The organism is Nonomuraea sp. NPDC049152 (assembly GCF_040648355.1).
Classification (GTDB): Bacteria; Actinomycetota; Actinomycetes; order Streptosporangiales; family Streptosporangiaceae; genus Nonomuraea.
Window position 1 is genome coordinate 38,753 of sequence record NZ_JBEZDO010000045.1, and the last position, 17,394, is coordinate 56,146.

Sequence of the window (17,394 nt, forward strand, 5' to 3'; positions counted from 1 at the left end):
CTCCCCCCGGGAGTCGGGCCGTGGCATCCCGCCCCCGGCGTCGAGGCCGTGCGATCCGGCCTCCCGGGATCGGTTCGCGTGATCCTGCCCTCCCAAGGCGGGCCCCGTGTGGCCGCTCCTGGGGTCGGGATCGCGGGGTCAAGGCCCCGGCTCCAAACCGCGTATTCCGGACATACAAACGATTTGTGCCACAGCTGGCGCACCAACGATGCTTGGCGGTGCGATCGCCGCCCCGGCGGGCTCGCGACCGAGGTCTTCGCCGTCCAGTGAGGTGAGTGTGCGTCTGCCGTCCGGCGACCCCGTGACACGCCAGCCCGTCGCGGGCCGTCGCCTGGTCCTGCTCCTGGCTGTTACCTGCGGGGTGGCCGTGGGCAACGTCTACTTCCCCCAGGCGATCAGCCCCCTGATCTCCTCAGGTCTGCACGTGCGGCCGGACGCGGCCGCCCTGGTGGTCACCGCCGTGCAACTCGGCTACGCGCTCGGCATCTTCCTGTTGGTGCCGCTCGGTGACCGGCTGCCGCACCGTCCACTTGTCGTCACCCTGCTCGGCCTGACCGGACTGAACCTCCTCGCGGCCAGCGCCGCCCCCGCGCTGCCACCTCTCGTCGGCGCGGGCGTCCTCGTGGGCGTCACGACGGTGATCGCGCCGATCGTCGTCGTCCTGGCGGCGGGCCTGGTGCCCGACGATCGGCGGGGTGCGGTCACCGGCACGCTGCTGAGCGGCTCGATCGGCGGCATGCTGCTGTCGCGCGCCTTCGGCGGCAGCGTCGGCGAGTGGCTGGGCTGGCGGGCGCCGTACCTGATGGCCGCGGCCGCGGCGCTGCTCCTGGCGACCGTTCTGGCCTTCGCGCTTCCCGCGACGACCCCGGCCTCGAGGCAGCGCTACCCCGCGCTCCTCGCCGAGACGCTGCGCCTGCTGCGCAGCGAGCCGGACCTGCGCCGCTCCTGCTTCTACCAGGCGACGATCTTCGGGGCCTTCACCGCCGTCTGGACCGGCGCGGCCCTCCTGCTGACCAGTCCCACGTACGGCATGGGCGCCCAAGCCGTCGGCGTGCTGGCCCTGGTCAACGTGGGAACCATGCTCAGCACCCCTCTCGCGGGCCGTCAGGTCGACAGTCGAGGCCCCGACAGGGTGAACTTCGTCTGCATGCTGGTCGTGATCGCGTCGGCCGGTGTCCTGAGGGCCGGCGGCCTCGGCGGTGCGATGGGCCTGGTGGCTCTGGGCCTGGGCACGCTCATGCTCGACGTGGCCATGCAGTCCGGCATGATCGCGAACCAGGTGCGCATCTTCGCCCTGCGCCCCGAGGTGCGTAGCCGATTGAACACCGCGTACATGACGTGTGCGTTCCTCGGCGGCGGCTTGGGATCGTGGTTGGCGGCACGTGCCTTCACCCAGTTCGGCTGGCAGGGGGTGTGCGCCCTGGTCGCGGTGCTCGCCACACTTGCCCTGACCCGCCATCTCCTTCACCGCCGGCACCCCGCCTCCGCCGCACCGGCGCCGCCCCCTCTCGTCGGCTCCGGCTCCGGCTCCGGCTCCGGCTAGGGCTTTGGGTCATGGTCCGGCGTGCTTCCACCCGCAGATCCGTGACGGCATGAGGGTCTTCGGTTCCCACTCAACCCAGGGCATCCACATCTCCAGCGCGCTTCGCCATCGGGCTTAGCCGTCGGGCCTCGCGTTCGCGCTGGCGCTGCGGCGAGGCAAGGTGATCCACGGCTACATCGAGGAGTACGGCCACGAGTACGACCTGACGCTCAAGCCCGGCTCGTCGGCCGTCCGGACTGGGACCTGAACTCGGGCGGCGGCGTCCGCTCCGTCTCGGTCGGGTCGGGCCTCACCGGCTTCCACGTCAACCTGCTTCCCCTGGACGCCCCCCACAAGGACCGCGCCGACGCCGAGTCGCCCGCGAGCAGGCCGTGCATGACTGGTACTCGTCGACGGCGTTGCTGAAAGCCGGCGCGCAGGCGCGGTGGCATGGGGAGCCGCAGTCGCAGATCACCAAGGCGCAAGGCGAAGCGATCGCAGCGCTGCTCACGTCGTTGCAAGAGACCCAAAACGCGTCACTGACCTTCAGCAACATCCTCGTGTTGAAAGTCGACGGGGTGCCGCTGGTGCGGGAACTGACCCCCGAGCAGGTCGAGCACATGCAGAAGAACCCGCAGCTGTACACCGACCCGCAGCCGGCCCTCGGCGTCCTTGACGTGGGCCTCACCGGAGTTCAGGAAATCGGGCCGGATGACAATCCGCGGGCCGTCGCCACGTAAGTCCGCTGATGGACACACCGGAGGGAGAGCGCGTCAGCGAGTACGCCGCGGCGGCGCGGAGTTGGTGGAGCGGAACACCCAAGCGGCAGAAACGAGCGTTTACGGAGATGCGACGATGACGGTGCTGGATCATTCCCCGTACTTCTTGGCGTAGAGGACGACCTTGGTGCTGGTCGAGACGCGTTTGCCGGCGGCGGGGGTCTGGCGGACGACCACCCAGTTGCGGTCGAACACCTGCAGCCTGCGCTGGCCGGTGGCGTCCTGGTCGTCGAGTAGGTAGAAGCCGGTGGCCTGCAGCTCGTCCTGGGCGGCCTGCAGGTTCATGCCGACGACGTCGGGTAGGCGCTTGCGCTCGGCCGCGCTGTCAGTGAGCGCCGCAGACGGCTTGGCAGCCGGCGTGGTGGTCTCCGCGGGGTGCGGCGGCGTGGCGGTGACGGTGACTTGCGTGGCGGCCGGTGGCGTGCCGGTTGAGCAGCTGGCGGCCAGGCCGGCGGCGGTGACGATGGCGGCGCTGGTGAGCGCGCTAGTCAGGCGCATAGTGATCTCCCAGGGGACGACAGGACAGGGGGGCTGCCCTCACAGTAGGTCACGTGGAGTTAATGGGACGCTACCTTTAGTTGATGGAGAGGTGAGGGTGATCAGCCGACGAACCCGCGCCGGCGAACTCGGCCTGGCGTTGGAGATCTTGCTCCAGCTGGGAAGTTTCGAGCCAGGCCACTATGAGCGTCCCCCTTCTGGTGAAGGTGGATGGCGATTCGTACAGGGTGAGGGCTGATGGTGGCCTGCCGGGAGGGCCAGCGCCAGGTTCTGCTGAAGCGTGCGGACGACGCCGAGAAGCTCGCCGCCGAGCTTCCAGAGCGAGCGTCCCGGCTGCTCGCCATTGCGGCCGGATACCTTCGGGAGGCGGCAGCCGTCTACGACATCGACCCGACCCTCGTCGGCGACCCGACCGGCCGCGAACGCGACCTGGACCTCATAGCGGATCTCGGTCGGCAGTTCGTGGCCCTGGTGCGGCAGGCGTGCCGGCCTGAGCATCCGCGATGGCCGGTCGTCGACCGGTGGGCGGAAGCCGACGCCCTGGCCGGGTGTCTTCCCGTCCTGGTTGAGCAGGCGCGAGCTGTCGCTCGCCCGGACCACGACACCACTGAGGGCTCGGCGGAGATCTCGCAGCGCCGGCTGGCGGCCGTGCACGGCCAGGTGTGGGCGGCGGGCGAGCAGTTGGAGGCGGCGGTGAGGCGGGCGGCGTCGCTGCCGTACCCGTAACCGCGTGTCGCCGAATTGGTGGCGCTCGCCGGCCAGATCAAGCGGCATGCCGATGCGCTGGAAGCCGTGCGATACGGCCCACCCGGCGAAGATCAACGCGGGACGATCGGGGGATGAAAGCGATGCCGCCGCGCAAGCGCGCTGGTCAGATGCCTCTGTCCCCGGAGCTGATCGAACGTGGGGAGCGTGTCTTGGCTCTGGAGCAGGATCTGGGCATCGAGGTGAAGCCGTGGCTGTGCCCTGCCGATTTGCAGGCGGGCGTGAGAGCCGGTTCGGGCGGTGCGGGCCCGTCTGCGGCATCAGTTGGGGGATGCTTCTGGACCACGGCACGTCGTGGTGGCGGGGAGACCATCTGTTCGCGGTCGTCTCCGAGCCGTACGAGGCGACCGGCGAGGACGTCGCCGCGCTGACCGCGAGCTGCGCCCCCTATGGCCTGGACGTGCTGATCAGCGCCGAGCACGCCGTGCATTACCCGCCGTACACGCCGCGCCGGGGAGCACGTGCCGCAGCGCGACGAGCTGCCTTCGATCAGGCGCGCTGGGCACCGTCGCCGCTATCGTCGGCTTCGCCTACTTCAGAGGTGTACCACCCGAGATCGCTGGGCTGGATCTTTACTGCGGTGATGAGTGTGGCGCTCACCCACCCATTCGCAAGTTTGCGATACGACAACCGCCTCTTCGAGCATCGCGAACAGGCCACTCTCACCTACGAGAAGCAGGGAGCAGTCGGCCAGCGCTCGCCGCCAAGCGGAGGCGGACACTGCTTGGACTTTCCGGGCGTACGTCCGGGCACACCAGAGTGTGTACGCCGTGTGCTCGCGTCTCGCGGGGGAGCGCCGCGCTGCCGTTCCCGGGTCTCGCTTGTGTGGAACTGTTGGTGGCGTGGTGCACGATGGCGGCATGAGTTCGTGGCATGAGTTCGAGAAGCAGGCGCCCGCCCTGGCGGCGACGGTGCGGGGGCTGCTTGATGCCCACAAGCACAAGACACTGGCCACCATCAGGAAGGACGGCTCGCCGCGCATCAGCGGCACGGAGGTCGACTTCAAGGATGGGGAGCTGTGGCTGGGCTCGATGCCGGGCGCGATGAAGGCGCTCGACCTGCGGCGTGATCCGCGGATGGCCCTGCACGCGAGTCCCACGACGCCGGATGAGGCCAACCCGTCCCAGTGGGAGGGCGACGCGAAGCTGTCGGGGAGGGCGCTCGAGGTCACCGATCCCGAGGTGCTTGCCAGGTTCGAGATGCCGGGGGAGGGGCCGCACCTGTTCAGGGTCGACGTGACGGAGGCGGTGTGGACCAGGGTCGAGGGCGACCTGCTGGTGATCGACATGTGGCATGAGGGCCGCGGCGTTCAGCAGGTGAAACGCAAGTAAGAAATCTACTTTGTAAAGGCGTCGGGCTGGGTCAACGACCCTGACGACACCCCAACCAACCCCTCACCTGCCGAAACGGTGCCTCAGTGCACCGAGAAGCCGCCGTCGACGTAGAGGATCTGGCCGGTGATGAACGCGGCCGCCTCGCTGGCCAGGAAGACGGCGGCGCCTGCGAAGTCGGCGGGCACGCCGTTTCGGCCGACCATGTGGCGGGCGGCGAGTTCATCGACGCGTCCGGGAATCGACTGCGCGGGCTCGGTGAGCGGGGTGAGCACGAAGCCCGGAATGATCGTGTTGACCCGCACGCCGTACCGTGACCATGCCTCGGCCTGGGATCGGGTAAGGCCTGCGATGGCCGCCTTGGCCGCGCCGTACACGCCGCTGTCGCCGAAGGCGCTGATCGTCTGCTGGGAGCCGATGTTGATGATCCGGCCCCAGCCCTGGTCGACCATGTGGCGGGCGACGTGCTGGCCGAGGAGGTAGGGGGCGGTGAGATTGACGGCGATGGTCTGCTCGTAGTCGGCGTCGGTGAGGTCGGCCATGGGCTTGCGGATGTTGTTCGCCGCGTCGTTGACCAGGATGTCGATCTCGCCCGCCTGGACGCACACGCGGTCGACGTCGGCACGAAGGCCGAGGTCGGCGCTAATCCACGAGGCCTTGACGCCGTGGGCGTGGAGTTCGGCGGTGGCCTCCCGCAGTTCTCGTTCCCTGCGGGCGACGATGGTGACGTCGGCGCCCGCGCGGCCGAGGGCTTCGGCGATCATGTAGCCGATGCCGGAGCTGCCGCCGGTGACCAGGGCGGTGCGGCCGTGGAGGGAGAAGAGCTCGTGCAGATAGTCGGACACGAGCCGACAAACTATCAGTCACGGCAACCCCCGCTCGTCAGCGGGTGGACGCCGCTGACGGTAAGCATGGCGGCTGCTTCAGAGCCGGGATTGCCTGTTCAAGGCCAATCCTCGTGATCGAAAGCCACCGTCAAGGGGTCGCGCCGTCATACTGGCATCTGCCGGAATCCGCGTGAGAGGACCCGGTGCGACGGGGGCAGGTCGCACCGGGCGATGTCCTACTCGCAGGTCTTCGTTTCCAGAGCGCAGAACTTGACCGCGGGGTAGCGCGGCGACGACTTGTCCAGCAGGGGTTGTGGCTTCTTCAGCAGGTGAAGGTCGAAGAAGGCGCGGACGTACGTGCGGGTGATCTCCAAGGATCGGACCCCGGGCAGTTCGGCGCCGCCGTCCACGCCGAGCTGGTCCGCCAACGGAATGATGTCGGTGAAGGACTCGTGCACCGCGCCGGTCAGCAGCAGCCAGCGCTTCCATCCGGCCAGGAGCTTCCAGTCGCGCTCCCAGGTGTCGGCCGGGCCGCCGGCCCCCGGGGTGTACGTGGCGGGCTTGCCCAGGAACATGAACGGCCGCGACAGCTCGCTGCCGAGAATCCCTACGGGCGTGGTGCCGTCGATGTCGATCCCGGCGCGGAGCCGGGAGTCCTTGACCATCGCGGCGATGGTGCTTGCGCCGCCCGCGGAGTGGCCCGCCATCGCGATCCGGGACGGGTCGATCAGCGAAGCGCCCTTCCACTTCGGGCGTGGCCCGGTCAGCTGGTCGAGCACGAAGGAGACGTCGGCCGCCCGGCTCTTGGACAGCTTCGTGAACAGCGTTTCGTCGTGGTCGCCCTCGCAGGGGACACAGGTGGTGACCCGTCCGTCGGGGAAGGTCGTGGCCACACTCTCGTACGTGTGATCGATTCCGGCGACCACATACGTACGCGGGCACCGAGCCGCGAAACGTCGTCGTCACCATCACCGAGAACGAGTCGATCGACTGGTCGTTCGGCTACGCCGTGGCGCAGTACGCCGAGGCCGGCCGCTGAGGGCGACGACGGCTCGCGAAGCCACCCGCCGGCACGACCGTCGGCGCCGGCCTGGTTCCGGAGGGACGCAGGCCGCTTGACCGCTATGCGGTCTCGTCGGTGGTGGTGCGGTCGACCAGTCGTTCGTAGCGCTGCCTGGCGGCCTGTGGGGTGCCGAGTCCGAGGCCGAAGGCGATCTCCGGCCAGGTCATGCCGCGTCCGCGTGCCATCTGGAGAAGCCCGGCCTCCAGCTCGTCCATTTCCCCTCGGGCCAGGGGGACGAGGCTCAACGCGGCGGTGATGTCGGCCTGGTCCACCTCCGGCTCGCCGTCATCGAGCTGTGCGGCGCCGCTGAGCAGGAACGAGACGAGCCTGACGGCTTCGTGCGGCCCGATGACGGACGCATGCGCCTGTCGGGCGCGCTGCTCGTCGGTGGCCGCGTGTCGTGCGGCGATGCGGAGCAGGGACGCGTAGACGCGGTGTGCCCGCGCCTGGTCCGGACGCGCGGGAGTGAAGGGGTCGGGAGTTGATGACATGCGACCAGCATGGCGCCACACACGAGCCGTTGTCAACTAAACGTTGTGAACAACTTGTTTGCAATCAGGACGCCCCGTGGAAGCGGCGGTGCAGCTCGCGCACCTGCTCGGCGAGGCCGGGAACCGGGCCCTCCACCACCAGGTCGGGGACCACCTCCCGGATCGGCAGGGTCCGCACCGGAGGCGCGGGCACCCCCAGTTCGGCGAGCCAGCCGGCCAGCTGCTCGGACGAGGCCACGTACACGATGCGGCCGAGACCGACCCAGCCGTGCGCCGCGGCGCACATCGGGCAATGCTCACCCGAGGTGAACACGGTCGCCGCCGCTCGCTCCTCGGGGGTCAGGTTCGCCGCGGCCCAGCGCGCCAGCTCGAACTCCGGATGGCGCGTCCTGTCGCCGGAGGCCACGTGGTTGTGGTCCTCTCCGAGGACGGTCCCGTCGGCGGCGACGAGCACGGAGCCGAACGGCTCGTCGCCCACCTCCAGGGCCATGGCCGCCAGCTCCACGCAACGGCGCAGGTGCCGCAGGTCGGCGTCGTCCACCATGATGACCTCCCCGACGTGTGATCTTCATCGCCATGCTAGGCCTTCGGGCGGCGGGCAGGGGCGCCGGAGTGGTCGCGCACCGGTTCGCGGGCCCGGCCTGGACGGTCACCCTGGTGCGATGCGCGAGGCCCACGCTCGACACCCGGGGGCCTCGCCAACCCGAAGGTGCCGGACCCCCTGATGGGGTCCGGCGCCTTCGGCGTCAGGAGGCGTGTTCGGCCAGCCACGCGGTCCACGCGCGGTCGGCCTCGTCGGCGTCGGCACCGGGGGTGAACAGGTGGTGCTGGGCGACGGTCTCGCCGCCGAAGCCGTTGACGAAGCGGTACATGGCGTCGTCGGTGCGGATGCCCAGGGTCTGGGTGTTGGTGTAGTAGACGACGCCCGAGGTGGGCTGCCGTCCCGGCGGGGTGATGGTGATCGGGTCGCCGGCAGCGGGGTCGCCGAGGCCCGCGACGAGGCTGTTGTAGTCGGTCGGCCCGAAGGCGGTCACGGGTACGGCGGTGCGCCCGGTGAAGTGCGTGAGGTACTCGGCGAGGGTGGCGTAGAACAGCGCCAGGCCGGTGGTCATGGCCTCGAACTCGTTCTCCCAGTTATCGCCCGGCAGGAAGCCGCTGGTGACGACGCGCACGACGGTGCTGGCTTCGGAGCGGCCCTCGATGAGGAACTCGTAGGCGATGAAGCGGCCGTCGTCGGCGACGGGCGCCCTGGCGGCCAGGTGCTTGCCCGGTTCCCACACGGTGATGGCATTGGCGGGGTTGTAGTCGCCGAACGCGGTGCGGATGACGCCGTCCTCCACCTGGTTGCGGCCCATGAACCAGGAGTCGATGCCGGGTCCTGTGGTGATGGCGTCCCATACCTGTTCGGGGGTCGCCTCCAGGGAGAGCTCGTGCTGGAGCTCGAACTCGTGTGACATGTCAGGACTCCTGGGTGTGCTGGTTGACGCTGGGATGGACGGCGACGATGACGCGGTGATCGCGCCCGCCTTCGGCGGATTCGTCGTGGTACTTGCTCACGAGAGCGGAGACGGCGTGGGTCAGTTCCTCGGCGAAGGCGGCGCGGTCGGCGGCCGAGGCGAAGCGGACCTGTCCGTCGATGGCGAAGGTGGCCACGCGCTTGCGGGCCTTGGCCGCGCCGGTGATGAGCAGGCCGACGTCGCTGACGAGCCTGGCGGCGATGGCCAGCAGCCAGCGGGCCGACAGGCGGTCGGGCGCGCGGCTGGGGTCGGGCTGGACACTGGCCAGGGCGCGGGGGGAGATGACGTAGGAGGAGGCGGTGGCGCGCATGACGCGCTCGGTGACGTTGCCCTTCCTGCGCTCTTCGACGAGCTCGACCAGACCGTGCTTCTCGAGGGTCTTGAGGTGGTAGTTGATCTTCTGCCGGGGCAGGCCGACTTTCGCTGCCAGCGTGGTGGCTGAGTTGGGGTCGGCGAGTTCGGCCAGGAGCCTGGCGCGTATCGGGTCCAGCGAGGCCTCGGCGGCCGCGGGGTCCTCGATCACCGTCACGTCGAACATGCCTCCCACTCTCTCACCGACAATATTTCTTGTCAATGATGAGGGAGGCTGTCGGCCTGGCTCTGGAGGAAGGAGCGCTCGGCGTCGTTGCCCGCCAGGGCGATCGCCGCCGCGTAGGCCGTCCCGGCCTCCCCCGTGCGGCCGAGGCGCCGCAGCAGGTCGGCGCGGATGGCGTGGAAGAGGTGGAAGGCGCCCAGATCAAGCTCGTCGACCAGCTCCAGCGCCGCCGCCGGCCCGGTCACCTCCGCCACCGCCACCGCCCGGTTGAGCGCCACGACCTGGCCCGGCGCGATGGCCATCAGCTGGTCGTACAGGGCCAGGACCTGCCGCCAGTCGGTGGCGGGGCCGTCGCTGTGCACGGCGTTGATCGCGGCCTGGATCTGGTAGGGGCCGGGCTGGTCGCGGCGCAGGCAGGCGCGGACGATCGCCTGGCCCTCGGCGACGAGGTCGCGATCCCACAGCGCGCGGTCCTGCTCGGCCAGCCGTACCAGGCGGCCGTGGTCGTCGGCGCGGGCGGCGCGGCGCGAGTGCAGCAGCATCATCAGCGCCAGCAGCCCCCAGACCTCGCCCTCGTCGGGCATGAGCTCGGCCAGCAGTCTGCCCAGCCTGATGGCCTCGGCGCACAGCTCCTCACGCACCAGACGCCCGCCCGCGCTGGCCGCGTACCCCTCGTTGAAGATCAGGTAGAGGACGGCCAGGACGGCGCGCAGCCGGTCGGGCAGGTCGGCCTCGCGGGGCACGCGGTAGGGGATCCCCGCGTCGCGGATCTTGCCCTTGGCGCGGACGAGCCGCTGGGCCATGGTCGCCTCGGGCACCAGGAAGGCACGGGCGATCTCGCCGGTGCTCAGGCCACCCAGCAGCCGCAGCGTCAGCGCGACCTGCGCGGCGGGCGCGAGCGAGGGATGGCAGCAGGTGAAGATGAGCCGGAGCCTGTCGTCGTGCACGGGCCCCTCCAGCACGGGCTCGTCGGGGGCCAGCAGGAGCGCGGCCTGGGCGTGACGGTCCTGTCGCGAGGACTCGCGGCGCAGGCGGTCGATGGCGCGGTTGCGGGCGGTGGTGATGATCCAGCCGGCCGGGCTGGGCGGCATGCCCGTCTCCGGCCAGCGGCGCGTCGCCTCGGTGAAGGCGTCCTGGACCGCCTCCTCGGCGAGGTCGATGTCGCCGAAGTAGCGGACCAGGACGGCGACCGCGCGGCCGTACTCCTGGCGGAAGACGCCTTCGATGGTGGGCACGTCAGTCCTGGAGGGGACGGACCTCGATCGGCAGGGTGGTGGCGAGGGCGGCCTTGCGGCCCCATTCGAGGGCCGCGTCCAGGTCGGGCGCCTGGATGACGACGAAGCCGCCGATGTGCTCCTTGCCCTCGACGTACGGCCCGTCGGTCAGCAGCGGCCGGCCGTTCTGGGGGCGCACCACGGTGGCGGTGCCGGCGGGGTGCAGACGTCCGGTGAACACCCATGCGCCCGCGGCCTTGAGCTCCTGGTCCCAGGCGTCGACGTCGCGCATGATCGCCGCGAGGTCGCCGGGCGCGGGCGGCTCGCCGTCGGGCTGGTAGATGCTGAGCAGGTATCGCTTCATGATGACCTCCTGGATGTCTTGTCACCCTCTACACGAACGGCTCGCCGCAGGATCGACACCACGCTCGGGACAATCCGCTAGCTCGTCCGGGGGAAGGCGCGCCGGTAGTCGCTCGGCGAGACCCCGACCTGCTTGAGGAAGTGGTGGCGCAGGTTGTTGGCGGTGCCGAGGCCGCTGAGCTCGCCCACCTTCTCGATCGGCAGGTCGGTCGACTCCAGCAGGCTTTGCGCCCTGCTCAGGCGCTGGTTGAGCAGCCACTGCAGCGGCGTCATCCCGGTGGCGGCCTGCAGGCGGCGGTAGAAGGTGCGCGGGCTCATCGCGGCCTGCCGGGCCAGCTCCTCGACGGTGAGCGGCTGGTCGAGGCGGGCGCGGGCCCAGTCCAGGACGGGCGCCATGCCCCTGTCGTCGGTGGCTGGCACCGACAGGTCGATGTACTGGGACTGGCCGCCGGGCCGGTGGGCGGGTACGACCATGCGGCGGGCCAGCTGGTTGGCGACGTGCGCGCCGAGGTCGCGCCGTACGAGATGCAGGCACAGGTCGAGGCCCGCGGTCAGGCCCGCGCTGGTCAGCACGTCGCCGTCGTCGACGTACAGCACCGAGTCGTCGACCTGCACCTTCGGGTAGCGCTCGGCCAGCTGCGCGGTGTGCATCCAGTGGGCGGTGGCGCGGCGCCCGTCCAGCAGGCCCGCCTCGGCCAGGGCGAAGGCGCCGGTGCACAGCGACACCATGCGCGCGCCGGCGTCGTAGGCGCGGCGCAGGGCGGTGATCAGCGCGGGCGGCAGCGGAGCGCCGTCCTCGACGCAGGCGTCGGGCACCGACGGCACGATGACGGTGTCGGCGCCGGCGAGGTCGTCGAGGCCGTAGGGGGTGCGCAGCGCCAGTCCCGGTACGGCGGCGCCGTCCCGTCCTGTGGCTCCCGTCCCGCACAGCCGCAGGTCGTACCAGGGGTCGGCCAGGTCCGGCTGTGGTTTGCCGAAGACCGTGCACGGGATGCTCAGCTCGTACAGGTCCCACGAGGGGACGTCGATGTCCTCGGTCACGACCACGGCGACGGATCCAGCACCCATGGCCCCCAGCGTATGGCAGGAATTTGGTGGCGGCCGTCACCGGTGTCACTGTCGCGGTCCCGCTCGCCCTGCGAGCGTGGAGCAGGCAAACCGAACATGAAGGAGTGTTGTGACATGCGGGTGACCGTGATCGGACTGGGCTCGATGGGGTCGGCCCTGGCCGCCGCCCTCCTGGACAAGGGTGTGGAGACGACGGTGTGGAACCGCTCGGCGGGCAAGGCAGAGGCCCTGGCGGCCCGGGGCGCGCGGGTGGCGGCGACGCCGCGAGAGGCGGTCGAGGCCGCCGACCTGGTGATCGCCTGCGTCCTCGACTACGACGCGCTGCACGGCGTGCTGGATCCCGTCGCCGGCTCGCTCGAGGGCAGGCAGCTGGTCAACCTCACCTCGGGCTCTCCCGAGCAGGCGCGGCAGATGGACGGCTGGGCGCGCTCGCACGGCGCCGGCTACCTCGACGGCGCCATCATGACGACGCCGCCGGGGGTCGGCAGCCAGGAGATGATGATCCTCTACAGCGGCTCGGCGGAGGTCTTCGAGGCTCGTCGTGCGATTCTGGCGGCGCTGGGCGACCCCGTGCACCTGGGCGCCGACCCCGGCACGGCGTCTCTGTACGACGCGGCGCTGCTCGGACTGATGTGGGCGACGATGACCGGGTGGTTGCACGGCACGGCGGTGGTCGGCGCCGACAAGGTCGAGGCCACCGTGTTCACCCCGGTCGCGATCCGCTGGCTGGGCGCGGTGGCGGGCTTCCTGACCAGGTACGCGGCGCAGGTGGACGAGGGCCGTTACCCGGGCGACGACGCCACGGTGGACGTGCAGATCGTCACGATCGACCACCTCATCCACGCCGCACAGAAGCGGGGCGTCGACAACGCGCTGCCCGAGCTGCTGAAGGACACCATGCTGCGGGCCAGGGCGGCGGGGCACGGCTCGGACAGCTTCGGCAGCATCATCGAGGTGCTGCGGAGCCCCGCGTGAACAAGCCGCGTCGATCACCAGGTCGAGGAGCGTCGCGAGGGCGGTGAATCATGCCGCCAGGACGAACCGCTGGGGCGTGGCAGGGAATCGGCGTGCGGTGAGCCACCCGTCGGGTAAGCTCTCAAGATTAGGCACGCCAAACAGAGGCTGCTAAACCTCTACACCTGGAGGGTAACAGTCGCATGTCGATTCGTCAAGATGGAGTGACCGAGGCCATCAGGACCGAGCAGGTGCGCGTCACGATGCTCTACGGCAGGCTCGACGCCGCGAGGCGTCGGGCCGAGCAGACGCTGCGGGAGGTGTTCGGGCTCGGCGGCGCGGTGGCGAACGTGCAGGGCAGGGTCGAGCGCGAGGTCGCCGCCGCCGAGCAGGCCCGCCGGCTGTCCCGGCTGTCGGGGGTGGAGCGGGGCCTGTGCTTCGGCAGGATCGACGACAGGGACGGCGCCACCACCTATATCGGCCGCATCGGGCTGCGCGACGAGGAGCACGAGTCGGTGCTGATCGACTGGCGGGCCCCGGCCGCCAGGCCTTTCTACATCGCCACGCCCGGCGAGCCGGGCGGCCTGGTGCGCCGCCGTCACCTGCACCTGAAGGAGCGCACCGTCGTCGGCCTCGACGACGAGGTGTTCGACCTGGAGGGGATGAGCGACGGCGAGCGGCGCACGCTGGTGGGCGAGGCGGCGTTGATGGCGGCGCTGCGGCGCGGCCGTACGGGACGGATGGGCGACGTGGTGGCCACCATCCAGACCGAGCAGGACAGGGTGATCCGCTCGGGTCTGCAGGGGGCGCTGGTGGTGCAGGGCGGTCCCGGCACCGGCAAGACGGTGGCGGCGCTGCACAGAGCCGCCTACCTGCTGTACGCCCACCGCGACACGCTGGAACGGCGCGGCGTGCTCGTCGTCGGCCCCAACACCATGTTCCTGCGCTACATCGAGCAGGTGCTGCCCGCGCTGGGCGAGACGCAGGTGGTGATGGCCACGGTGGGCGAGCTGTTCCCCGGCGTGCGTGCCGTGGCCGCAGAACCCGCGGCGGTGGCGGTGGTCAAGGGCGATGTGCGGATGGCGCGGGTGGTGGCGGCCGCCGTACGGGATCGGCAGCGGGTGCCCGACGGCGACCTCGAGATCGAGGTGGACGGCACGCCGCTGCGGGTGGCGCACGAGCGCTGCGTGAGCATCAGGGACAGGGCGCGCGCGGTACGGCTGCCGCACAACCTGGCGCGCAAGCTGCTGGTCACCGAGCTGCTGAGGGAGCTGGCTCGCGACCTGCTGGCGGGGATGGAGGAGTCGCTGGCGCTGGAGAACTTCATGTCGGCCGAGGAGGCGGCCGAGCTGGAGCGCGAGCTGCCGGCCGCCCAGGACCCCTACACCGAGCAGGATCTGGCCTACGAGGCCGAGCGGCTGTGGTCGTTTCCTGAGGTGCGGGCGGCGCTGGAGGAGCTGTGGCCGATGTTGACGCCGCAGCGCCTGGTCGCGGAGCTGCTGTCTTCTGCCGAGCGGCTGGCCTCGGCCGCTCCCGACCTGGATTGGGAGGTGCTGCTGCGGCCCGCGGGCGCGGCGTGGACGGTCGGCGACGTTCCGCTGCTGGACGAGGCGGCCGAGCTGCTGGGCGAGGACGACGCCGCGGCCAGGGCGGCGGCGCGGGAGGCGGATCTGGCCCGGGAGGAGGCCGAGCTGTACGCGCGGGAGGTGCTGGTCTCCTCGGGTCTGGCGGAGGAGGGGCTGATGGAGGCCGCGGCGCTGGCCGAGCGCCACGACGGCGGCGGCGACGGGCTGACGACGGCCGACAGGGCGGCCGCCGACCGTACGTGGGCCTACGGGCACGTGATCGTCGACGAGGCGCAGGAGCTGTCGCCGATGGCATGGCGCGTGGTCATGCGCAGGGTTCCCGCCCTGTCGTTGACGGTGGTGGGCGACGTCGCGCAGACCGGTTCGGCCGCGGGGGCGCGCTCGTGGGGGGAGATGCTCGACCCCTATCTGGCCGGCAGGTGGCGGGAGGAGAGGCTGCTGGTCAACTACCGCACGCCGGTGGAGATCATGGAGGTGGCCGCCGACGTGCTGCGCGCCGTCGATCCCGCTCTGCTGCCGCCCGAGTCCGTACGGCAGGGCGGCGCTCGGCCGCTGGCCGTACAGGCGGGGCTCGATGAGGTCGCGGCGCTGGTGGAGCGGGAGCGAGGCGAGATCGGGGAGGGCAGGGTCGGGGTGGTGACCTCCGACGCCGTGCACGCGGCGGTGGCGGCGCTGCTGCCGGGCAGCGACGATCTCGACGCGCCCGTGGTGGCGTTGACGGTCACGCGGTCGAAGGGGCTGGAGTTCGACGCCGTGGTGGTGGTCGATCCGGCGGGGATCCTCGCCCAGTCTGCCAGGGACCTGTACGTCGCGATGACGAGGGCGACCAGGCGGCTGACCGTGGTCCACGAGGGCCCGCTGCCCGACGTTCTCGGACGGATGAAATCTACTTTGTAAAGGAGTGGGGCGGGCCGACCGGAGGTCGGCCACCATTCAAGGACTAAAGACTCTCTCCGAAAAACACGTGCGGCGTCGTGGTGGTCAAGGGGATGAAGCCGAGGCGTTCCAGGATGGGCCTGCTGTCGTCGGAGGCGTCGACCTGCAGGTAGCGGTAGCCGCGTTCGGCCGCGATGCGGGCGCGGTAGGCGACGAGGGCGCGGTAGATGCCGCGTCCTCGCCAGTCTGGTGCGGTGCCGCCGCTCCAGAGGCCGGCGAAGTCGGTGCCGGGGTGGAGGGTCAGGCGGGCGGCGCTGACGGGGCGTTCGCCTGCCATGGCGAGGACGGCGGCGATGGTGTGGGGTGCGTCGGCCAGCTGGGTGCGCAGGTGGTGGCCGAGGTGGGCGGGGCTGGTGCCGAAGGCCTGCTGGTGGACTTCCAGCATGAGTTCGATGTCGGTGGTGTCGGTGACGGGCCGCAGGTGGACGCCTTCGGGCAGGTCGATGGTGGTGGGCTGGTCGCGGATGTCAGCGGCCATGAGGGTTTCGGCGGGTTCGGGGGTGGAGCCTGCCGCCTGCAGGCGTTGGGCGAGGTCGGTGGGTTGGTCGTGGGCGTAGAGCTTCCATTCGAAGGCTCGGCCGGCGTAGTGGCGGAGTTGGTCGGCGATGGCGGCGTCGGCGGTGGTGTGGTCGAGGTCGGACCAGATGACGCCGTTCCAGCCGTGGGTGGTGCTGGTCTGGCGGAGGACCCCGTGGGTGAGTTCGAGGGTGGTGTGGGGGTCGTCGGGTTGGGCGTGTCGGCGGAGTTGGTGGTCGTGGAGGGCGAGGACGTCTTTGGGGTTCATGGGGTCGTTTCATGAGGGGTTGGTGTCACTGCCTGGTGTATCTGATCGAGGGAAGGATGCGCCAGGTGGTGGTGAGGATGAGTAGTGCCGTCCATGGCAGGGCGGCTGGTCCTGCGGTTTGCAGGGCGAGGCCGCCGGTCAGGGAGCCGGCGGCGATGCCCAGGTTGTAGACGGTGGTCTGCATGGAGGTGGCGATGTCGGCGTGTTCGGGGCCTGAGGCGCTGACGAGTGCTGTTTGCAGGAGGGTGGGGGCGGCGCCGAAGGCGGTTCCCCAGACGGCGGCGGCGGGTAGGAGCGCGGCGGGCAGGAGGGCGAGGGTGAGCATCGCGAGGGTGAGCAGGGCGATGGCGGTGTGGAGGGTGGCGCGGGGGTGGTGGTCGATGAGGGCGCCGGTGATCCAGATGCCGGCGACGGTGGCGATGCCGAAGGTGAGCAGGGCCAGGTCGGTGCGGTTGCCGGTGTGCTGGGCGTAGGGGGCGATGTAGGTGTACATGGCCTGGTGGGCGAGCAGCGCGAGGAGGGTGAGGGTCAGGACGGCTCTGATGCCGGGCAGGCGGCTGACCTGGCGCAGTGGGAGGTGGTGGGTGGGATTTTCGCCGGGGAGGTTGGGGACCTTCAGGCGTACCCAGGCCATGAGCAGGAGGGCGAGGGCTGAGAGGGCGGCGAAGGTGGTGCGCCAGCCGAGGGTTTGGGCCAGGGCGGTGCCGGCGGGGATGCCGGCGCACAGGGCGATGGTGATGCCGGCCGAGACTATGGCGATGGCGCGGCCGCGGTGGGTGGCGGGGACGATGCGGGTGGCGTAGCCGACGAGCATGGCCCACAGGGTGCCGCCCATGACGCCGGCGAGCAGGCGGGCGGTGAAGGTGAGGGGGTAGGAGGTGGACAGGGCGGTGAGGAGGTTGAGGGTGGCGAAGCCGGTCAGGACGGTGAGTAGGACGGGGCGTCGGGGCAGGGTGCGCAGGGCGGTGGTGACGGGGATGGCGGCGGCGCTGGAGGTGATGGCGTAGCCGGTGACCAGGAGGCCGGTGGCGGTGGGGGTGGTGTGGAGGTCGTGGCTGATCTGGGGGAGGAGGCCTGCTGGCAGGAGTTCGGTCATGACGGCGGTGAAGGCCGCGCTGAACAGGGCCAGCAGTCCGCCGAGTGGTAGTGGGGCCGGCATGC

General features: G+C 70.7%; 18 protein-coding genes. 6 read left to right on the forward strand and 12 right to left on the reverse strand.

Translation table 11 applies throughout. The features are described from left to right. The first annotated feature begins 277 nt into the window (after positions 1-277). Together AB0B45_RS46870 and AB0B45_RS46875 are read left to right on the forward strand one after the other, a co-directional pair. Positions 278-1,543: an MFS transporter gene (locus tag AB0B45_RS46870; RefSeq protein ID WP_358144734.1), complete on the forward strand. Its 1,266-nt coding sequence runs from the start codon at positions 278-280 to the stop codon at positions 1,541-1,543. A gap of 371 nt (positions 1,544-1,914) precedes the next feature. Next, positions 1,915-2,262, forward strand: coding sequence for a hypothetical protein (locus tag AB0B45_RS46875; RefSeq protein WP_358144736.1), 348 nt, complete (start codon positions 1,915-1,917; stop codon positions 2,260-2,262). 129 nt (positions 2,263-2,391) lie between these two features. Here AB0B45_RS46875 and AB0B45_RS46880 read toward each other — a convergent pair whose 3' ends face one another. After that, positions 2,392-2,799 carry a PASTA domain-containing protein gene (locus tag AB0B45_RS46880; protein WP_358144738.1) on the reverse strand — a complete coding sequence of 136 codons (408 nt, stop codon included), beginning with the start codon at positions 2,797-2,799 and terminating at the stop codon, positions 2,392-2,394. 237 nt (positions 2,800-3,036) lie between these two features. On the opposite strand from AB0B45_RS46880, the gene AB0B45_RS46885 reads away from it, so the two are divergent. Next, positions 3,037-3,525: a hypothetical protein gene (locus AB0B45_RS46885; protein WP_358144740.1), complete on the forward strand. Its 489-nt coding sequence runs from the start codon at positions 3,037-3,039 to the stop codon at positions 3,523-3,525. An 899-nt stretch (positions 3,526-4,424) separates the two neighbouring features. Beyond that, complete coding sequence (locus AB0B45_RS46890) at positions 4,425-4,895, forward strand: pyridoxamine 5'-phosphate oxidase family protein (RefSeq protein ID WP_358144741.1); 471 nt, start codon at positions 4,425-4,427, stop codon at positions 4,893-4,895. An 83-nt stretch (positions 4,896-4,978) separates the two neighbouring features. Here AB0B45_RS46890 and AB0B45_RS46895 read toward each other — a convergent pair whose 3' ends face one another. From AB0B45_RS46895 to AB0B45_RS46935, 9 genes are all read right to left on the reverse strand, one after another. Further along, a complete protein-coding gene (locus AB0B45_RS46895; protein ID WP_358144743.1) occupies positions 4,979-5,740 on the reverse strand; it encodes an SDR family oxidoreductase in 762 nt (253 codons plus the stop codon). Positions 5,741-5,958: 218 nt separating this feature from the next. Continuing rightward, complete coding sequence (locus AB0B45_RS46900) at positions 5,959-6,615, reverse strand: hypothetical protein (RefSeq protein ID WP_358144744.1); 657 nt, start codon at positions 6,613-6,615, stop codon at positions 5,959-5,961. A gap of 229 nt (positions 6,616-6,844) precedes the next feature. Further along, entirely contained in the window at positions 6,845-7,276 is a 432-nt protein-coding gene (locus tag AB0B45_RS46905; protein ID WP_358144745.1) for a DNA-binding protein, read from the reverse strand. A gap of 64 nt (positions 7,277-7,340) precedes the next feature. Then, positions 7,341-7,820 carry a nucleoside deaminase gene (locus AB0B45_RS46910; protein ID WP_358144747.1) on the reverse strand — a complete coding sequence of 160 codons (480 nt, stop codon included), beginning with the start codon at positions 7,818-7,820 and terminating at the stop codon, positions 7,341-7,343. A gap of 202 nt (positions 7,821-8,022) precedes the next feature. Further along, a complete protein-coding gene (locus tag AB0B45_RS46915; protein WP_358144749.1) occupies positions 8,023-8,733 on the reverse strand; it encodes an SRPBCC domain-containing protein in 711 nt (236 codons plus the stop codon). 1 nt (position 8,734) lies between these two features. Then, entirely contained in the window at positions 8,735-9,331 is a 597-nt protein-coding gene (locus AB0B45_RS46920; RefSeq protein WP_358144750.1) for a helix-turn-helix domain-containing protein, read from the reverse strand. A gap of 32 nt (positions 9,332-9,363) precedes the next feature. Then, positions 9,364-10,563 (reverse strand): RNA polymerase sigma factor, encoded by a 1,200-nt coding sequence (locus AB0B45_RS46925; RefSeq protein ID WP_358144752.1) that lies wholly within the window; start codon positions 10,561-10,563, stop codon positions 9,364-9,366. A 1-nt stretch (position 10,564) separates the two neighbouring features. Further along, positions 10,565-10,906, reverse strand: a complete 342-nt coding sequence (locus AB0B45_RS46930) for a YciI family protein (RefSeq protein ID WP_358144754.1) — start codon at positions 10,904-10,906, stop codon at positions 10,565-10,567. 77 nt (positions 10,907-10,983) lie between these two features. Further along, the gene (locus AB0B45_RS46935) at positions 10,984-11,973 is read right to left on the reverse strand and encodes a helix-turn-helix domain-containing protein (protein WP_358144755.1); all 990 of its coding nucleotides are present in this window, start codon (positions 11,971-11,973) and stop codon (positions 10,984-10,986) included. A gap of 96 nt (positions 11,974-12,069) precedes the next feature. On the opposite strand from AB0B45_RS46935, the gene AB0B45_RS46940 reads away from it, so the two are divergent. Together AB0B45_RS46940 and AB0B45_RS46945 are read left to right on the forward strand one after the other, a co-directional pair. Next, a complete protein-coding gene (locus AB0B45_RS46940) occupies positions 12,070-12,948 on the forward strand; it encodes an NAD(P)-dependent oxidoreductase (protein WP_358144756.1) in 879 nt (292 codons plus the stop codon). A gap of 182 nt (positions 12,949-13,130) precedes the next feature. Next, a complete protein-coding gene (locus AB0B45_RS46945; protein ID WP_358144757.1) occupies positions 13,131-15,410 on the forward strand; it encodes an ATP-binding domain-containing protein in 2,280 nt (759 codons plus the stop codon). Positions 15,411-15,453: 43 nt separating this feature from the next. On the opposite strand, the gene AB0B45_RS46950 is transcribed toward AB0B45_RS46945, so the two are convergent. Beyond that, positions 15,454-16,233, reverse strand: a complete 780-nt coding sequence (locus AB0B45_RS46950; protein WP_358144759.1) for a GNAT family N-acetyltransferase — start codon at positions 16,231-16,233, stop codon at positions 15,454-15,456. A gap of 25 nt (positions 16,234-16,258) precedes the next feature. Next, complete coding sequence (locus AB0B45_RS46955) at positions 16,259-17,392, reverse strand: MFS transporter (RefSeq protein WP_358144762.1); 1,134 nt, start codon at positions 17,390-17,392, stop codon at positions 16,259-16,261. Between the last annotated feature and the right edge of the window lie 2 nt (positions 17,393-17,394).

Excerpts from the sequence above, each read along its gene's own strand:
- AB0B45_RS46880 (WP_358144738.1), bottom strand. The coding sequence starts at position 2,799 with ATGCGCCTGACTAGCGCGCTCACCAGCGCCGCCATCGTCACCGCCGCC.
- AB0B45_RS46885 (WP_358144740.1), top strand. The coding sequence starts at position 3,037 with ATGGTGGCCTGCCGGGAGGGCCAGCGCCAGGTTCTGCTGAAGCGTGCG.
- AB0B45_RS46890 (WP_358144741.1), top strand. The coding sequence starts at position 4,425 with ATGAGTTCGTGGCATGAGTTCGAGAAGCAGGCGCCCGCCCTGGCGGCG.
- AB0B45_RS46905 (WP_358144745.1), bottom strand. The coding sequence starts at position 7,276 with ATGTCATCAACTCCCGACCCCTTCACTCCCGCGCGTCCGGACCAGGCG.
- AB0B45_RS46910 (WP_358144747.1), bottom strand. The coding sequence starts at position 7,820 with ATGGTGGACGACGCCGACCTGCGGCACCTGCGCCGTTGCGTGGAGCTG.
- AB0B45_RS46915 (WP_358144749.1), bottom strand. The coding sequence starts at position 8,733 with ATGTCACACGAGTTCGAGCTCCAGCACGAGCTCTCCCTGGAGGCGACC.
- AB0B45_RS46920 (WP_358144750.1), bottom strand. The coding sequence starts at position 9,331 with ATGTTCGACGTGACGGTGATCGAGGACCCCGCGGCCGCCGAGGCCTCG.
- AB0B45_RS46930 (WP_358144754.1), bottom strand. The coding sequence starts at position 10,906 with ATGAAGCGATACCTGCTCAGCATCTACCAGCCCGACGGCGAGCCGCCC.
- AB0B45_RS46935 (WP_358144755.1), bottom strand. The coding sequence starts at position 11,973 with ATGGGTGCTGGATCCGTCGCCGTGGTCGTGACCGAGGACATCGACGTC.
- AB0B45_RS46940 (WP_358144756.1), top strand. The coding sequence starts at position 12,070 with ATGAAGGAGTGTTGTGACATGCGGGTGACCGTGATCGGACTGGGCTCG.
- AB0B45_RS46945 (WP_358144757.1), top strand. The coding sequence starts at position 13,131 with ATGTCGATTCGTCAAGATGGAGTGACCGAGGCCATCAGGACCGAGCAG.
- AB0B45_RS46950 (WP_358144759.1), bottom strand. The coding sequence starts at position 16,233 with ATGAACCCCAAAGACGTCCTCGCCCTCCACGACCACCAACTCCGCCGA.
- AB0B45_RS46955 (WP_358144762.1), bottom strand. The coding sequence starts at position 17,392 with ATGCCGGCCCCACTACCACTCGGCGGACTGCTGGCCCTGTTCAGCGCG.